17 protein-coding genes and 1 tRNA gene are annotated in these 18316 nt (G+C 29.9%); 9 read left to right on the top strand and 9 right to left on the bottom strand.

The annotated features are described in order from the left end of the window. Positions 1-253 precede the first annotated feature (253 nt). From BTO07_RS08480 to BTO07_RS17685, 4 genes are all read right to left on the bottom strand, one after another. Positions 254-436: a hypothetical protein gene (locus BTO07_RS08480; protein WP_087520821.1), complete on the bottom strand. Its 183-nt coding sequence runs from the start codon at positions 434-436 to the stop codon at positions 254-256. 527 nt (positions 437-963) lie between these two features. Further along, positions 964-1040: transfer RNA gene (locus tag BTO07_RS08475), tRNA-Arg, on the bottom strand. 58 nt (positions 1041-1098) lie between these two features. Then, positions 1099-1329 (bottom strand): putative signal transducing protein, encoded by a 231-nt coding sequence (locus BTO07_RS08470; RefSeq protein WP_087520820.1) that lies wholly within the window; start codon positions 1327-1329, stop codon positions 1099-1101. Between the two features lie 12 nt (positions 1330-1341). Further along, positions 1342-1494, bottom strand: coding sequence for an SsrA-binding protein (locus tag BTO07_RS17685; protein WP_232457110.1), 153 nt, complete (start codon positions 1492-1494; stop codon positions 1342-1344). A 537-nt stretch (positions 1495-2031) separates the two neighbouring features. On the opposite strand from BTO07_RS17685, the gene BTO07_RS08460 reads away from it, so the two are divergent. After that, complete coding sequence (locus BTO07_RS08460; RefSeq protein ID WP_087520818.1) at positions 2032-2964, top strand: calcium/sodium antiporter; 933 nt, start codon at positions 2032-2034, stop codon at positions 2962-2964. 389 nt (positions 2965-3353) lie between these two features. Here the strand turns inward: BTO07_RS08460 and BTO07_RS08455 are convergent, their stop codons facing one another. After that, positions 3354-4370 (bottom strand): glutamine synthetase beta-grasp domain-containing protein, encoded by a 1017-nt coding sequence (locus BTO07_RS08455; protein WP_087520817.1) that lies wholly within the window; start codon positions 4368-4370, stop codon positions 3354-3356. Between the two features lie 168 nt (positions 4371-4538). Here BTO07_RS08455 and BTO07_RS08450 point away from each other — a divergent pair, with 168 nt between their 5' ends. From BTO07_RS08450 to BTO07_RS08415, 8 genes are all read left to right on the top strand, one after another. Further along, on the top strand, positions 4539-6722 hold the full coding sequence (locus tag BTO07_RS08450) for a glutamine synthetase III family protein (RefSeq protein ID WP_087520816.1): 2184 nt from the start codon (positions 4539-4541) through the stop codon (positions 6720-6722). 423 nt (positions 6723-7145) lie between these two features. Continuing rightward, on the top strand, positions 7146-8168 hold the full coding sequence (locus tag BTO07_RS08445; protein WP_087520815.1) for a hypothetical protein: 1023 nt from the start codon (positions 7146-7148) through the stop codon (positions 8166-8168). 68 nt (positions 8169-8236) lie between these two features. Next, a complete protein-coding gene (locus BTO07_RS08440; RefSeq protein ID WP_087520814.1) occupies positions 8237-8671 on the top strand; it encodes a hypothetical protein in 435 nt (144 codons plus the stop codon). Between the two features lie 13 nt (positions 8672-8684). Then, the gene (locus tag BTO07_RS08435) at positions 8685-9410 is read left to right on the top strand and encodes a CsgE family curli-type amyloid fiber assembly protein (RefSeq protein ID WP_087520813.1); all 726 of its coding nucleotides are present in this window, start codon (positions 8685-8687) and stop codon (positions 9408-9410) included. A gap of 22 nt (positions 9411-9432) precedes the next feature. Continuing rightward, positions 9433-9837: a curli assembly protein CsgF gene (locus BTO07_RS08430; protein ID WP_087520812.1), complete on the top strand. Its 405-nt coding sequence runs from the start codon at positions 9433-9435 to the stop codon at positions 9835-9837. Between the two features lie 7 nt (positions 9838-9844). After that, the gene (locus BTO07_RS08425) at positions 9845-11185 is read left to right on the top strand and encodes a CsgG/HfaB family protein (protein ID WP_087520811.1); all 1341 of its coding nucleotides are present in this window, start codon (positions 9845-9847) and stop codon (positions 11183-11185) included. Positions 11186-11196: 11 nt separating this feature from the next. After that, entirely contained in the window at positions 11197-12699 is a 1503-nt protein-coding gene (locus BTO07_RS08420; RefSeq protein WP_087520810.1) for a carboxypeptidase regulatory-like domain-containing protein, read from the top strand. 117 nt (positions 12700-12816) lie between these two features. Beyond that, a complete protein-coding gene (locus tag BTO07_RS08415; RefSeq protein ID WP_087520809.1) occupies positions 12817-13995 on the top strand; it encodes an AIR synthase related protein in 1179 nt (392 codons plus the stop codon). Between the two features lie 136 nt (positions 13996-14131). On the opposite strand, the gene BTO07_RS08410 is transcribed toward BTO07_RS08415, so the two are convergent. From BTO07_RS08410 to BTO07_RS08395, 4 genes are all read right to left on the bottom strand, one after another. After that, a complete protein-coding gene (locus tag BTO07_RS08410; protein WP_087520808.1) occupies positions 14132-14623 on the bottom strand; it encodes a hypothetical protein in 492 nt (163 codons plus the stop codon). A 68-nt stretch (positions 14624-14691) separates the two neighbouring features. After that, positions 14692-15303 carry a hypothetical protein gene (locus BTO07_RS08405; protein ID WP_087520807.1) on the bottom strand — a complete coding sequence of 204 codons (612 nt, stop codon included), beginning with the start codon at positions 15301-15303 and terminating at the stop codon, positions 14692-14694. Between the two features lie 212 nt (positions 15304-15515). Further along, the gene (locus tag BTO07_RS08400) at positions 15516-17072 is read right to left on the bottom strand and encodes a tetratricopeptide repeat protein (RefSeq protein ID WP_087520806.1); all 1557 of its coding nucleotides are present in this window, start codon (positions 17070-17072) and stop codon (positions 15516-15518) included. Continuing rightward, the gene (locus BTO07_RS08395) at positions 17072-18121 is read right to left on the bottom strand and encodes a protein kinase domain-containing protein (RefSeq protein ID WP_157663312.1); all 1050 of its coding nucleotides are present in this window, start codon (positions 18119-18121) and stop codon (positions 17072-17074) included. Before BTO07_RS08395 ends, BTO07_RS08400 begins: the two co-directional genes overlap by 1 nt. Positions 18122-18316 lie beyond the last annotated feature (195 nt).

The following is an 18316-nucleotide window of genomic DNA, read 5'->3' as shown; positions in this document are numbered from 1 at the left end:
TAGATTTAAAATCAATAATTTAAAGAAAGCTGAATCTTTATAGCAGTTTATCCTAAGGAAAAAGCATTTTCATTTTTTTAGCCTAGAGTGAAGTTCTTTCTATAAACCTCCACAAATATCAGAATAATTAGTAAAAATATAACGATATAGTATTTCCTCATATCGTCTAATGATTGAGTAATATCTTCACTAAAGTGCAATTCATCGAAAAAAAATATAAAAAAGCCTATTTTATTCTTTATTTGTAGTGACTTTAAGAAATAAAATAAGTCATATAAACGAGAGATAAGAGAATGGTGATTAAAAGAATCATAATAGTTTTAATAGTTTTTATAGCTCCTGCTTTAGGATATGGACAAATTGTCCCTCCTCCAGCACCTCCTCCTCCTCCTCCAGGTTTACCAATAGACGGACTAACAGTAGCGTTGTTTCTCATAGCCGTAATATATGGATCTGTAAAGATTTTTAAAGATAGTAGTAGTTAGTTTTTATACTAAGTTTGGTTAGATGAAAAGGCCTTGAATTTTTATTCAGGGTCTTTTCTATTTGCATTATACTGTAAATGAAAAAAACTTTCTCTTGTATAAAAAAATAAGTATTTGTGACTATTTCTTCTTGCTAAGGTTCATTTGTTTAGGTAAGGGAAATGAATATAATACTTCTAACACTCTCATTTGTCTTGAGAAATCGTTGTAAACGAAATAATACTTATTTATAAAGTGATACTAATAAATTTTATGATAGTGTTTTTTTTTGTTACTGTATTTTGATAGGTGTTATTGTTAACTATGATTTATATAGTGTGTTGTTTTTATTGAAAATATCCCGAAATAATTTTAACTTACTTCTAATTAGTTTTTTAAGGGGTTGGTGTTTAATCATTTTAATTAAAAGAAAGTGTGCGAAAGGTATGCAAAAGAAAAAACCAGTAATTTCCAAATCGTTGGAAAGTACTGGTTTTAGTGGTGACCATGGCTGGATTCAAACCAGCAACCTCTTGAGCCGTAATCAAGTGCGCTATTCAGTTGCGCCACATGGCCGTTAAGCGGGTGCAAATATAATAGCATTTATTGAAACTAAGAAATCTAAAACGTTTTTTTACGAATTAATTTTTTCTTTGTAAAGATCTACGATGGGTTGTGCTTTTTCTAAATCAGTATTTAGAACAAATAATTCAACTGAATTTATAGGAACACCAAAACCAGCTAATCTACCAGATTCAACTCTGTCAAACACTTTAGAGTCAATTTTCGCATCATTTAATAAGGTCTGTAATCTATTTACTAATATAGAATCATCAGTAAATACTTTGGTATAATCTTCTGACATAATTTTTGTTTTTTAGTTTAATGAATTTTTAGTTACAAAAGCTCTCCACCCAACCATAGCGAGTTGAAATTTTGATGCTCTAGAAATATCCAACCCTTTCTTTGTAAAGGAAGGTAAGATCAATTTGTTAATCTTTGCAAGAATTTTAAAAGCTTGTTTTTTCATTGGTCGTAAATTAGTTCTCAAATTTACTAAAATAAACAACTCATCCATTAAAGATTGAGTTGTTTAAAGATAAGCTACTTTTCTTTCTCTTTTTCTGTTGTTTGGTTATTTTTTTAAAATAATATATGAAATATAATTTCAGTTAACATTTTAATAAATTTAATTAAGATAATAATCATAGTAGTTTTGGGTGTTTGGGTTAATAATTTGGGTTAATTTTTATATTGTCTTATCAATATATAACCACTGGAGTCTGTTTGCCAAATGAAATATTACTTATTATCTGAAATGATTTTATGTTTATAACCAAAATGATTAAATATGTTTTAATATGTAATTTAATATGCTTCTAAATTGTTTCTATATGTAATTTTATTTTTAATTTAGATATAATACTGTTAGTATTTAAAGGGTGGTTTTATTTAGTTTTTAAAAATTAAAGAGAAATGTGTTCCTAATACTACTTTTTTTTGCCTTTCTATTTTTTCACTTCTTCTTAAAGTGATAAAAATGTATATTCGTGCAAAATTATAATTCATGAATTTTTTATTAATAATTAGTGGTTTGGTGTTGTTAATTTTAGGAGGAAACTGGTTGTTAAAGTCAGCAGTTGCTTTATCTTTAAAATTAGACATACCAAAAATAGTTATTGGTATGACTGTAGTTTCCTTTGCAACTTCAGCACCCGAATTAATTGTGAGTATAAATGCGGCTTTAAGTGAGGCTTCAGATTTAGCTTTAGGAAATGTAATTGGTTCTAATATTGCTAATTTAGGTTTGGTTTTAGGAATTACTTTATTGTTTGGAACAATGCATGTTCAAAAAAGTTTTTATAAAACGGATTGGCCTGTTATGATGATTGCATCAGTCTTATTGTACTTTTTTCTAAGTGGTGATAAAGTTATTACTCAAAACGAAGGGATTGTATTGTTATCTTTTTTAATAATCTTTCTAATATATCTTTTGCGCTTTCAAAAAACTGCTGTTGTTGATGAGTTACCAGAAGATGATGAGCCTTTACCTGTATATCAAATTGTACTGTTTTTTGTTTTAGGAGGACTTGGGCTTTGGGGAGGGTCAGAGTTATTAATAAAAGGCGCTACTTCTATGGCTTTAGAATTTGGAGTAAGTGAACGTGTTATCGGTGTTACTGTTGTTTCTATTGGAACAAGTGTTCCTGAGCTTGCAGCATCAATTATAGCCGTTTTAAAGAAGGAAAAAGCAATTTCTTTAGGAAACCTTATCGGTTCTAATGTGTTTAATATTTTAGCTGTTTTAGGAATTACTTCAATAATAACTCCTGTTGCAGTAACAGATTTAGGTTTGCTAACAAGTGATATTTTCTGGATGTTAGGAATTTCTTTTATTGTATTGCCGTTAGTCTTTATTCCTAAAGGATATCGTTTAGACTGGAAAGATGGTGTTCTTTTATTAGCAACATATGCTACCTTTATTTATTTCACGATTTAGATATTAATAATAAGTACTCCGAAATAAGTGGTAACCTACATTTGAAATGAATAACGAGTGGAAATTCTAAAAAGCAATAGCTGATGGTGAATATTTTGAAATAGAAGAAATTAATATTTGGGATTACGGATGGAAATCAAACTATGAAACAATTTTTGTCAAAGATCCACTTTATGGAGAGACGAAATCACTCAACCGATTTTGGATTGAATTGTCAAATAGAAGGGTCGAGTTTGTGGCTGGAGAATTTTCTATGTGTGTTTGGGGAATTTATACAAGAATAAATGAATGAATAGAATGTAATAACTCATTAAAAATAAAATCAAAAATCACATAAAAAAAACGCTAACAAATTAATGTTAGCGTTTTTGTATTATAAAGATGTAAGATTATTTAACTGGTTTTACAGTTTTAATAATTCTTGCAGCAACTTTATATGGATCTGCATTTGAAGAAGGTCTTCTATCTTCTAACCATCCTTTGTATCCTTTTTCTACAGCGATAATTGGAATACGGATAGATGCTCCTCTATCAGAAATTCCCCAAGAGAAATCATGGATAGATGCAGTTTCGTGATCACCAGTTAAACGTTGCTCATTATGTGCTCCATAAACTTCAATGTGCTCTTTTACTAATGGACGGAAAGCTTCACAAATTTCAATATATTTATCTTTAGAACCACAAGTTCTTAAAATTGTATTTGAAAAATTAGCATGCATTCCAGATCCATTCCAATCAGTATCTCCTAATGGTTTTGGGTGGTACTCAATGTACATTCCTTTACCTTCAGTTAAACGATCTAATAAATATCTAGATACCCAAATTTCATCTCCTGCTTTTTTAGCTCCTTTTGCAAATAACTGGTATTCCCATTGTCCAGATGCAACCTCTTGGTTAATTCCTTCAAAGTTTAATCCAGCGTCAATACATAAATCAGCATGCTCTTCAACTAAATCACGTCCATGAGTGTGTCTACCACCAACTGAACAATAGTACATTCCTTGTGGAGCTGGAAAACCACCTCTTGGGAATCCTAAAGGTAATTCAGTATCAGTATTCATAATAAAGTATTCTTGCTCGAATCCGAACCAGAAATCATTATCATCATCTTCAATAGTTGCACGTGCGTTAGAAGCATGTGGAGTTCCATCAGCATTCATTACTTCAGTCATAACTAAATAACCGTTGATTCTCTTAGGATCTGGATAAATAGCAACTGGTTTTAAAATACAATCAGATGACCCACCTGAAGCTTGTTGTGTAGATGAACCGTCAAAAGACCAAAGACCTAATTCTTCAACTGTTCCTTGAAAATTTTCGTGCTCTTCTACTTTAGTTTTACTTCTTAAGTTTTGAGTTGGTGTGTAACCATCTAACCAAAGGTATTCTAATTTAATTTTTGCCATGATATATAATTGTTTATGTGATGTTTCTGTTACAAAAATCAAATATTTTCACTAGATATCAAAAAAAAGAGGGGTAAAATATTGAAAATGAGTAAAAAATAATTTTATCCCTAATTTTGAAAGGGTATCTTTGCTTAAAGTTAAATATAAGTAGAAAATATTAGTAATATGTCAAGGATTAGATTCAACGCTTTACAAGAAACATTGCATAGAAACCCTATAAAGGTGGTTCAGAACGAAAAAAGATCAACACTTTTTGGTCAAAACGTCTTTAATAAACATGCTATGCAACAGTATCTTACACGTGCTGCTTATGAAAGTGTGATGAATGCAATTGAGCATGGAACTAAAATTGACAGAAAAATTGCTGATCAAGTTGCAGTAAGTATGAAAGATTGGGCAATGTCTAAAGGGGCAACTCATTATACACATTGGTTTCAGCCACTTACAGGTGCAACTGCAGAAAAACATGATGCTTTTTTCGAATCGATCAATGGTAGTTTGGCCATGGAAAAATTTGATGGTGAACAACTCGTTCAGCAAGAACCAGATGCATCAAGTTTTCCTCATGGTGGAATCAGAAATACTTTTGAAGCAAGAGGATATACAGCTTGGGATCCTACTTCACCAGCATTTATTTATGAAACGACACTTTGTATTCCTACTATTTTTGTAGCCTATACAGGAGAAGCTTTAGATAATAAAACACCATTGTTAAGAGCTTTACAATCACTTGATACTCACGCAACAGCAGTTTGTAAATATTTTGATAAAAATGCAAACAAAGTAAGCGCTACGTTAGGTTGGGAACAAGAATATTTTTTAATTGATGATGCTTTGGCACTTTCTAGACCAGATTTACAACTAACTGGTAGAACATTATTAGGGCATACGCCTGCAAAAGGACAGCAATTAGATGATCATTATTTTGGAACAATTCCTGCAAGAGCAATGAGTTTTATGCAAGATTTAGAACAAGAATGTATGTTGTTGGGTATTCCTGTAAAAACAAGACATAATGAAGTAGCTCCGAATCAGTTTGAAGTTGCTCCAATTTTTGAAGAAGCAAATTTAGCAGTAGATCATAATTCATTATTGATGGATGTGATGCAGAAAGTTTCTCGAAGACATAAATTTAAAGTATTATTTCACGAAAAACCATTTGCAGGAATCAATGGTTCTGGGAAACATAATAACTGGTCATTATCTTTAGATGACAGAACCAATTTGTTAAGTCCTGGTAAAACACCAATGAAAAACTTGCAATTTCTTACCTTTTTTATAAATACTATAAAAGCGGTTTATACGTATGAAGAATTGTTAAGAGCTTCTATAGCATCTGCAAGTAATGAATATCGATTAGGAGCAAATGAAGCACCTCCAGCAATCATTTCTGTATTTATTGGTAGTCAGTTATCTGCTGTTTTAGATGAGTTAGAAAACGTAACCAAAGGAAAGCTTTCTCCGCAGGAAAAAACAGATTTAAAACTGAATATTATTGGTAAAATTCCTGAAATTTTATTAGACAATACAGATAGAAATAGAACATCTCCTTTTGCGTTTACAGGAAATAAATTCGAATTTAGAGCAGTAGGTTCTTCAGCAAATTGTGCAATACCAATGACCGTTTTAAATACAATTGTTGCAAAACAATTAAAAGAATTTAAAATAGAGGTTGATGCTTTAATTGATGAGAAAAGTTTAAAAAAAGACGAAGCTGTTTTTAATATTCTTAGAGAGTATATTAAAGACTCTAAAGCAATTCGTTTTGAAGGTGATAGTTATGGAGAAGCTTGGGAAAAGGAAGCGGAAAAACGCGGTTTAAGCAATAATAAAGCAACTCCAGAAGCTTTAAAAGTAAAAATTTCTGATAAAGCAATTTCTTTATTTGAAGAGATGGAGGTAATGAGTAGGGTAGAACTTGAAGCTCGATATGAAATTGATTTAGAATCATATACTAAAAAAGTACAAATAGAAGGGCGTGTTTTGGGAGATATTGCAAGAAATCATGTTGTACCAACAGCTATTATTTATCAGAATACCTTATTAGAAAACACTAAAAATCTAAAAGAAATTTTTGGTGATGAATATAAAAATATTGCAAAAGAACAAATAGAGTTAATTATGATTATCTCTAATCATATTACGCAAATTAACGCTTTAGTTTTTAAGATGGAAGAAGAAAAGGTAAAGGCTAATAAACATGTTGGGTTAAAATTAGCAGAACATTATAGTACTAAAGTAAAACCGTTTTTTGTAGATATAAGGTATCATTGTGATCAATTAGAAACGATGGTTGATGATAATTTATGGCCACTCACAAAATATCGAGAATTATTGTTTACTAGATAGTAAATGGTGCGCTTTAGATTGTCATAAATAATAGAAATATAAATGTAATTTTATACCTGTTCTTGGCTGTTTTATATTTTATCTTCGTGTCACTATGTGTGTAATATTCTTATTTTTAAGGGTTTATGTGTTTTTTTGTGTTGATAAAAATATATATATATTTCTTGGTTTTTAATGTAAAAATTTATTATATTTGGTATACGTTTAAACGCGTTCGATCGAACACTATAGTTAATTACAATTCATAGCTTTATGAATTGATTGAAAATGTAAAACTAGTTATTTTTATAACTTTTATTTACTTCCACAATTTTAAATACCCCTAAAAATTTATAACTGCATTTCTTATTCAATTTTATTGAATTTCAATTTGTATTGGATTTGTTGTGCTAAATTTTAACAAACGTATTTAAAAATTATATCATGAAAAAATTAATAATAATGGCTATGTGTTTAGCCACAGGAATGTCTTTTGCACAAAACGCTAATGGTCAAGATCTTGACCCTAACCAACGTTTAGTAACTGGTCAAAGTGCCATAATCAATCAAACTACTGGAACACCAGATGTTGTAATAGGTTTTGTAACTGATGCATTACCAGCTGAAGCTAATTGTGAAGTAGATCAAATAGATGTACCAGATGACTTTATGAAAAAAGGGAGAAACAAGGTTGCAGTGAGACAAGTTGGAGACTTTAATCAAGCTCTCGGAATTCAAGAAGGTATGGGTAACATGTCTTTAATAAGACAGAATAACGATAAATTTGATCCGAAAATTGGTAATATAGCATCTACTGAGCAAATAGGTTTTGACAATGGTGCAAGTATCAAGCAATTTGGTAATGGTAATGAAGGTCGTATTTATCAAGTAGGAGACGGCAATTATGCTATTCAAGATGTTGGACATGATACAGCTATGAATTCAGAAGGTAATTTTGCTTATGCAGAACAAAATGGAGAAGGAAATAAAACCTCTCAAAAGCAACGTTATGACAATAATGAAGCTACAGCTTATACAAATGGTAATAGAAATACAGTAGTTCAAGATCAGAATAGTGGTACAAATGATTCTTTTAGCAACATTGCTTTTGTGAATCAAGTTGGAGACGATAACGGTGCTCAACAAGTACAAGTAGGTTCTAATAACTCTGCTTCACTTTATCAAACAGGAGAAAGAAATATTTCTGTTGAAACTCAAACTATGATTGGTGATATCGAAGGGAATACAAACTTCTCTACAGTAAATCAAGTAGGTAATGATAATATATCTTGTGTTACTCAAGATGCTAACATGGCAAGAAACAGTAGTAATGTTAACCAAATTGGTAACGAGAACTCAAGTTTAGTTAATCAAACTGCAGTTTTAGGATTTAAAAACGCTTCTTGTGTAAAACAATCAGGTAATTTGAATACTGCTCAAGTATCTCAAACAAATAGTGTTCAATAATTAATACTTTTAAATGAAGTGAGAATACTGTTCTCACTTCATTTTTTTAATTTTAAAACCTAGAAAAGATGGAGTCAATTAAAAAAATATCAATTGTTCTTATTTTCTTGTTTTCTTTTTTAATGAATGCTCAAGCTGAAAAATCATCGAGTTATTTTTCAAATCAATTAAAATACAATACACAACAATTGCAAGGTAGTACTACAGGTGATTTGCAATGTGAGTCACAACAAACAATTAGTACAATTTCATTAAAACAAATAGGGAACGAAAATTTTGTAAATATAGAAGATAACTATGCTAGTGGAGATCATACTGTATATCAAATAGGAGATAGAAATAATTATCAATTTATAAATTATAGAAACAATCAATCGGTTAATTTGGGTGTGTTACAAACAGGCGATGGTAACTTATTAAAAATAACAGGCACAAATACGATGTTTCAAAACCTTATAATATCTCAGTTTGGGGGAGCAAAAATGAGTATTATTAACTATTAGTAATTAAAATTATATGAAAAATAAAGTTATATTTTTTTTTATTTTAAATATTTTTTTCACACCTTTTTATTATACTCAAGAGTTTGATACATATAAAGTTAAAGGGGAAATTGTTTTAGCTCAAATTGATGATTTTTTAACTTTAAGAGCTCAAGTCCTAAACGAAGAGTTATTCTTTATAAACGATCTTAGTTACATTTTTGTAGTACTTAAAAAAGGAAATTCAGGAAATTTATCTAAAAACAATCAATCTAATGATTTTTCATTGAAGCCAAATGAAGAGAAACAGTTGTCAACAATTAAAATCAATCTTAAAAAAGATGAAGAATTAAGAGTATATCTATTTATAAAATACAAAAATAAACTAATACATAGAGATACATTATTTCTCTCATCAAATGGAAAAATTGCAGTTGAAAAACCAGTAAATGAAGAACAGTATTTAATTAAAGGTATCGTTATAGATGAAGCTATGACCAAGATAGGTAAGGATTATCATGATTTTTTTTACAAAGAATATTTAGTTACAGGAAAAAATTATCCATTTATAATAAAGATAGTTGAAAAACCAGCAATGGGAAGAAGTAGTATTTTATCAATAGAAGTTGATAGAAAAAAAATTCATGAATTCTTTGCGAGACCAGAAGAGGATTATTTAAAAGTTAATGTTGTAATAGCCATGAGGAAATTAAGAGCATATAACCAAAAAAGAAAATCTACTTTTCAAAACAAAATTTAGAAATCAAAAAAAACTATTCGTTATGAGACAAAAGATACTATTTATTTTCATTTTAATTTCCAGTTTTGTGTATTCACAAGATTTGGTATATACACCAATAAGTCCATTTTTTGGAGGTAGTACTTTTAATTACCAGCAAATTTTGGCATCTGCCACAGCTCAGAATGATTTTACTGAACAAGAAGCTGAAAACACTACAACAACCGCTTTAGAAAACTTTACGAGTGGTTTAAATAACAGGTTACTTAGTTCGTTATCGTCAAGTTTATTTCAACAACAGTTAGGTGATACAACTTTTGCTGTTGGTACTTATACTTTTGGAGATTTGGTAGTTGAAATTACTCCAGGAACAAACGGATTAAATGTTAATATTCTTAATATTGCTACAGGTGAGCAAACTTTAATAACAATCCCTGACGCTAACTAAAATTTCTATGAGAAAGTTTACAAGTATTATTTACTTGTTAATGATTAGTCTGTTAACAAGTTGCGGCGCTTATTTTAATCAACCATTTAATCAGAAAAAAGCTAGAATTGGAGAGAATACCTCGCCTGAATTTCTAGCCCAAAAATTTCTTCCATCAGATAAAATTATTGTTGGTGTCTATAAATTTAGAGACCAAACAGGGCAATACAAACCAGTTGAAAATGGATCTACATTTAGTACAGCTGTAACCCAAGGAGGAACCACCATTTTACTAAAATCACTTGAAGAATCTGGATGGTTTAGACCTATCGAAAGAGAAAATATCGGAAACCTTTTAAACGAACGACAAATAATTAGAAATACACGTCAAGAATATGCAAATGGTCAAAAGGTAACAATGCCACCTTTACTTTTTGCAGGTACAATCATTGAAGGAGGTGTTGTTTCTTACGATTCAAATATTATAACAGGAGGATCTGGATTGCGGTATTTTGGGGCAGGAATGTCTAACCAATATCGTCAAGACAGAATTACAGTTTACCTAAGAGCAGTATCTACATCAACTGGGGAAATTTTAAAGAACGTATATGTTTCAAAAACTATTTTATCCCAAGGTATTTCAGCAAATTTATATCGGTATGTATCCTTAAGAAGATTGTTAGAGGTAGAAACAGGAGTCACTAAAAATGAACCAGCACAATTAGCTGTAAAAGAAGCAATAGACAAAGCTGTAGACTTATTAATTGTTGAAGGTATTATTGGTGGTGTTTGGAAACCTAATGGAGGTGAAGGAGCAGTAAATGTTGTTAAAGAGGCGTATAGAAAAGAAAAAGTTGAGGCAGATAAAACAGAGCTTTATGATAGAAGGGTAGAAAACAGAAGATCTAGGGTAGCTGTAGGAGCAGGAATGGGGTTATCTCAGATAAAAGGAGATTATGCAAATCCAACTTCTCAATTTGGTTTTGATTTTAAGTTAAAATACTCTTTCGTTGACCCTAAATTTAATTTCTGGGGTACTTTAGGTAGGTTTGAGTTAGCTAATAAAGACACGTTTCGTGGAACTTTTATAGCTTCTGGGCTTAATATTGAATATATGGTTTTACCATATGAAAAATTTACACCATACATATATGTTGGGGTTGGATCTGTGTCAAGAAAGAATTTAAGTAATACCTTTTTTAAATTTCAAGGCGGATTAGGTTTTGAATATTTAATTACAAATAAAGTTGGTTTTTTCTTAAACGGTGAATATAATTTACTGCAAAGTGACAGTTTAGATGGACAAATTGTTGGAGATAAAAACGATCTAATTATTCGTTACGGAGCTGGTATTAATGTATATTTTTAAACAAAATTCATATGAAAAAAGTAATAAGAATATTATTGATTACACTCTTTTTTACTAGTTGTGGAGAAGATGGAAGTATTGGTCTGATAGAATATGGGAATTTAACAGGTAAAGTTGTTAAAAAAGAGGGTTTTGTTCCTTTAGAAAACGTAAAAATAACTTTATCACCTACAAATAATACGGTTTTTACAGATGCTGAAGGAATTTATAGTTTTGAGGAAATTGAAGCCCAAGAATACGCAGTGCAAGCTACAAAGGAAGGGTATTTAGATGAGTTTGAAGGGGCAACAGTAAGTGTAAATGGTACTGTAAATGTTGTTTTAGAAATGGAAATTTCTACAGCGCTAAATAAAGCACCTGCTAAACCAGAATTGATAGCGCCAGAAGATGGAGCGGTTGATTTATTGAATGAAGTTGAATTGATATGGGAAGCAAGTGACCCGGATGAAGACGTGTTAACATATACCATTGAAATTAGAAACGATTTTAATAATGATGTAACCAAAATTACAGATCTTGTAGATAAAAGCTACACATTATCCGATTGTAAATATGGCGCAAAATACTTTTGGAGTGTTGAGGTTACCGATAATATTAATGCTGAGGTTATAAGTAGTCTTCGGTCTTTTACAATTAAAGCAGATCCAGAAAACAGGTACTTATACGTTAAAAATGAAGGTGGAAATAATGTAATTTATTCTTCAAGTTTTAGTGATTCAGATAATGTGGTTTTAAATACAGTTCAATTAACAGCTTCAAATTTAAATTCATGGAGGCCTAGAAGGAGTAACATACCAAACTTAGTCGCTTTTTTAAGAATTGATAATAATGAGGCACATATATATACGATGAAAACGAATGGAGATGATCTTAAAAAAGTAACATCTTCAGTACCTGTTGCAGGTTTTAACCTAAATGAAATGGATTTTTCTTGGTCTGCTGATGGAAGTAAAATACTTTACCCATATTTTGATAAGTTGTATTCAATAAATATTGATGGTAGTGGTCTTCAACGAATATATCAAACATTAGATGGTAGTTTAATAACAGAATGTGATTGGAGTAGTGATGGATCAAAAATAGCAATCAAAACAAATAATGAAACGGGGTATAATAGTTCAATTTTAGTTATTAGTTTGAGTGGTAGTGTTTTGGATGTTGTAATTACTGGGGTTAAAGGTGCTTTAGGAGGATTAAATTTTTCTGCATCGGGTAATAAATTATTGTTTTCTAGAGATGTTTCTGATTTTCAGGCTACAAGTTATAGGCAGTTAGATACTAGAATGTTTATTTATAATTTTACAGACAAAACATTTTTTGATGCTTCTATAAACGAAAAACAAAGCGGAACAAATGATTTAGATCCTCGTTTTTCGCCAAATGAAGCGTATCTTATTTTTGTAAACACATCTAATGATGGTATTTCTGAAAAAAACGTAACCAAAACAAATTTATCTGGAAGTATTAAAAGAGTAAATTTATTTACAAACGCAACAATGCCAGATTGGGAATAATAAATAACAAAATGATCAAAAAAGCGAACGATAAAAAACGTTCGCTTTTTTTATTGATATAAAATTTAGAAAAACTAAATTTGCACTCGACAACAACGCAACAACAACACAACTAACATGAGTCAAGAAGTTTCTAAAAGATACGCACAAAGAGGTGTTTCTGCATCAAAAGAAGATGTACACAATGCAATTAAGAATATAGACAAAGGTTTGTTTCCAAAAGCATTTTGTAAAATTGTACCAGATTACTTAACAAATGATGATGATTATTGTTTAATCATGCATGCAGATGGCGCAGGTACAAAATCTTCTCTAGCATATATGTATTGGAAAGAAACTGGCGATATTTCTGTTTGGAAAGGCATTGCTCAAGATGCGTTAATCATGAATATTGACGATTTACTTTGTGTTGGTGCAACAGATAACATTATGTTATCTTCTACAATTGGTAGAAATAAAAGTAAAATTCCTGGTGAAGTTTTATCCGCAATTATAAACGGAACAGAAGAATTAATCGAAGACTTAAAAGGTTTTGGAGTTACCATTCATTCAACCGGAGGAGAAACTGCAGATGTTGGCGATTTAGTTCGTACAATTATTGTAGACTCTACAGTAACTGCAAGAATGAAACGTACAGATGTTGTTGATAACGCAAACATAAAAGCAGGTGATGTAATTGTTGGTTTAGAATCTTTCGGGCAAGCAAGTTACGAAACTGAATATAATGGAGGAATGGGCTCTAACGGATTAACGTCTGCAAGACACGATGTTTTTCATAAATATTTAGCAGAAAAATACCCAGAAAGTTTTGATGCTGCTGTACCTGAAGAGTTAGTGTATTCTGGTAATACAAAACTAACTGACGCAGTAGAAAATTCTCCTATTGATGCAGGTAAATTAGTATTGTCTCCAACAAGAACATACGCGCCAATTATTAAGAAAATCTTATCAGAATTTAATTCTGAAACTGTACACGGAATGATTCATTGTTCTGGTGGTGCACAAACAAAAATATTACACTTTGTAGATAATTTACATATTGTAAAAGACAACATGTTTTCGATACCACCATTATTTAAGTTGATACAAGAACAATCGAATACAGATTGGAAAGAAATGTATCAAGTATTTAACTGTGGACATAGAATGGAAATTTATGTTTCTCCAGAAATTGCTGCAGACATTATTGCAATCTCAAAATCGTTTAACGTAGATGCTAAAATAGTGGGTCGAGTAGAAGCATCAGCAACTAAAAAACTGACGATTACAAGTGAGTTTGGTGTTTTTGAATATTAAGAATAAGACATTATTAAATAATAAAAAACTCCAAATGCTTTTAAAGTAATTGGAGTTTTTGCTTTGTGAACGGATTTGCGTATTGAAAGTTGCGATTTTTATTATACGTTGTTGGCAGCCGTTTTTTTTTAGTTTATTATTTCTCTATGAATTCCACACCAAATTTCGTTACTCCTTCAAATTTTTTAGGTTCAGTGAAATAGTCAAAGTTTGCAGATTGTCCAGAAGAAAAAGAATCTCCATCGTTAACTTTCGCTTTTGTCGTATAAACAATATCTCCGCTTGAATTCAGAAATTTAATTTTCACATAACCTTTTATGTTAGATGAAGTTTCATTTCTAATCATTCCCTCAACTGACCAAGCAAATTTATTTCCTTTATTTATTCGGACATTTTCAACACTAACTTTAGTTTTTTCTAAAGAAATATTTGATTTATTAATTCTATAATCGAATTCGCTTTCATTTTTTTGATTTAAAAGAAATGCGATAACAATTACTGTTATTATGCCAAAAATAATCATTGAAAAAGAATTAGTTTTCTTATTCTGTTTTATTCCACATTTAGGGCAATTATTTGCTTTATCACTTATTTTCTCGTTACATTCTTTACAATTAATTAACGCCATTTTTTTTTCAATATATTTTAGTTATTATTAATTTTAACCTAATATTATCCCTTTTCTGATTTGAGTGATTAATACTCATACTTTAAACGTTCTTTTAGTTCTAGTAATTCAGTTTTTTCTGGGAATTGTTTTATCAATCTATCGACTAACTTTTTTCCTTTCTTACAATCTTTAAATTCATTTTCACATCTTAAGCTATATGCATTCGCTAATTGATGGTTTATAACATAATCGTTTGGTAAAATTTTATTAGCTATTTCATATTCGAAAATTGCATTATACCAACTTCTTTCTTTTAACCAATTATCGCCTTTTAAAATATAGACAAGACTTCTTTCAACTTTATCTTTTAATAGCGTTTTTTCAACTTCTGCTTTAGCAACATTGTTATTCTGACTAACATTGTAAGTAACTAAACCGATTATAAAAAGCAGAATAAGAAGCGAGATACATATAGCATAAAATTCGTTTTCCTTTTCTTTTATAATTTTTAATCGAATAGTTCTTAATTGTGCTTTAGTAGCTTTTTTTAATGCTATTTCACCACCAGCAGATTCAATATATTCACTTTTAAGACTTAGAAAAGTTCTTTCAGGTCTGAACAGACTTTTTTTTCTGAGTAATCTTTTATTATTACTCAAACTAGTTCTCATTCCTTGTATACTTCCTCCTCCTGCCAACTTTTTTTAGTTTTTAATATTGCTAACGGTTAGTATAAGAAACATAGGTTAGTTAATAAGTACTCACGTTTCTAGCTAAATAAAATATCTTGCTTTAATTTTTCATATTAAACTCCAAATTTTATGTTTGGTGGATTCTGTTAATATGCACAGAACTTTGGGTTTAGCAGAAAACTCACTATGTTTTTTTACATTTTGTTGTAGCTAGTTTTTTATTCTTTCAATTTTTTATACTCCTTTATAATATCATTTTTTAAAACGTTAATTTCGATATTTTTATAATTGTCAGGGATTTTATTTACAGCATTCATTATTGGTTCTACAAATTCAGATTTTAGGATAATTTCTTCTCTAGCATAATTCAATATAGCAATCCAATTTAAGTTTTTGTTTTTTGATGAATTAGTTTGTTCTATAGCATCAAGATATAACCTTCTACCTTGCTCAGGTAATCCGCTTCTAAAATATGCTAAACCTTTGGTGGCTGTTAAACAGGCTTTTGTGGAGTCTCCAATTTTATGGTTCTTGACTTTATTTAATTCTAACAAAGCTTCATCTGGTCTGTTATCCATTGAAAAAGCATATGCAAGATTATTTATTAATTGGGGGTCATTTGGGTGGCTAACTAAACCTGCATTCAAAAATGAGATTGACTTTTTATGGTCCTTTAAAATTGTACTTGCTAAATTTGAGCCAAATAAAATTGGTTTTATTGAAAATGGCATGTCAATAAACCATTTGGCGGCATTTTGTAGAGCATTATCATAGTTAGAATTATGGTAACTGTCCAAAGTGATTGCCTCATAATTCATTTGAACATTAAATTTATTTAGGTCGATGTTGATATTTAAATCTTTTTTTGATGCCCACTCTACTTGAGCAAGGGAATTATCATTTGGACTTATTAATGCTTTATTAAATAGTATTTTACTTTTTTTATTGCTACCATTTAATAATTCAATTGTACCTAAAGAACTGGCTAATTCTGTAAAGTTAAAAGGGGAAATATTGTTTGAATTAATAAGAGATAGTCCTTTTTTAATAAAACGAGACGACCTACTTCTCATTGTTGCAATTGAAATTTCTGCGGATAATAACCAAGGGTCTAATATAGTTAGTGGCGATTTTTTTAGTATAGAATGTATATAGTCTAAATATTCGTTATCAGTATTGTTATAGTGCACAAATAATCTTGTAGCACTTCTTAAAATAAACCTATTATTTGCGCCAAGATGAATAGCAATTTTCATTGCGTTTATTGAGCTTTTTTCTTGACCTAATATTGAATAATATCTAGAAAGTTCAACATATAAAATAGGATTATAAGGGTAAAGAGATAGGCTTCTTTTTGTTTCTTTAATTTTTAATTGAATGGAATTTATTTTAATAAATGTAGGCAAATTGTCTAATGTTACCTGATTAATTAATGTAGATAAATCTATATCGGATTTTTTACTTAGTATTCTTTCTGCAAGAGATACTTGAGAAAATGTTGATTTATTCTTATTATTTAAGATAAATTTTGCTGCATTTTTAACTTCTGTATTTTCCTTTTTATCATTTATAATTGCGGCACTTAATAAATCAGAAGCGTGTATTATTGTATTATTAACTTTCCAATCAATTATGTACTCATCTATACTATAATCATCTATTGTATGAGTTTTCTCTTTTTGAAATGAGTTTAATTCTCCCAAAACAACACTTTTTCCAAAACTTCTCCAGTTAGGAATAACTCTTCTGTCCGTATCTTCAAAAATATTAGCCATTACAATGATTTTACTTTAATTTCTGCTTTTCTCTTTAAAACATCTAATATTGTTACAAAACGTTCCATATTATAATTATTTCCAATTGAATTTATATTTTTCGGATGCCCCCTTTTTTCAGGAAAAGGGTTGCAAAGGTATTCTACCAATTGTCTTAATTCTGGTTGTAAATCTTTACGTTCAATATTTGAACTGAATTCATTCAAAGCATTAGAAAAACCATTTTCTAAATAAGGAACTATTTCGCCAAATGTGCCTGTCCATTTTTCCCAACTAAAATTATCAGGTATATGTTTTCTTAAAAGGGCAGACATACTAATTCCTGTAAAGTAAAATACAACTAAACTGCCTAAAAGATAACAATCTGTAGCAAAAACTCTTTTTAACCAATTTCTTTCAAAATAACCATACATTATTTCAGGCGGTGCATAAGTAAAGTCACCAGTAAATTTTTCTTTGTTATAAGGTCCATCAATATCTCGGCACATTGAGCGTCCAAGATCACCAATCTTACAATCTGTATTAAAAACAAGAATATTAGATGGCTTTAAATCTTGATGTGAAACTTCTACTAAATGAAGTTGTTTTAAACCTACAGCAATATCATGTAATGAATTTAATCGCCATGCATAATCCAATTCAGTAGAAAAGTGTAGCTTTTTTCGAACATCTCCTTCAGCCAAATCAAATATTAAATATGGTACAATTGAAATTGCATATCCAGAAATCATTTCTTCATCAGCAACTTTTACAAAAGAAACTTTTGTAACGTGTTTGTTTTTACAGTGCTCAGATAAATCTCTTTCATATTTATATGCAGTTATCATATCACTCATCACATCAACTACTTTTGTGCCAGGGGTTGAAATAGATAAGAATTTTGTAAAGTCAAATGCTTTCATAAAACAGGTTTCACCGTCTTTTTCAACTAAATAACATACTGAAAAAAAAGAACCTGTTTGACTATCTGTTTTTGCTATTTTTTTTGATACATACCACCCACTATTTAGGGTTAAGTGTAATAAGTTTTGTGCTGCATTATTATTCATAGATGATTTTTTTTTAATTGAATTCAAGTTTTATACATCAGAATAAAAACAATTCTCATTCCAATCCATAGCTCATATAAAAGTACAACAAAAAAAGTGGCTTTTTTACGGTTTCCCGTAGTTTAAAATGTGGTTCTCTGCAGTTGTAAAAAAGAGGTGTTTTTTAATGTTTTTTGTTAGTTTAATACGCTATTT

The sequence above is a fragment of the Polaribacter sp. SA4-12 genome (genome assembly GCF_002163675.1).
GTDB lineage: Bacteria > Bacteroidota > Bacteroidia > Flavobacteriales > Flavobacteriaceae > Polaribacter.
Note: the sequence above shows the minus strand (reverse complement) of the source record. Positions and strands in the feature narration are given on the sequence as shown.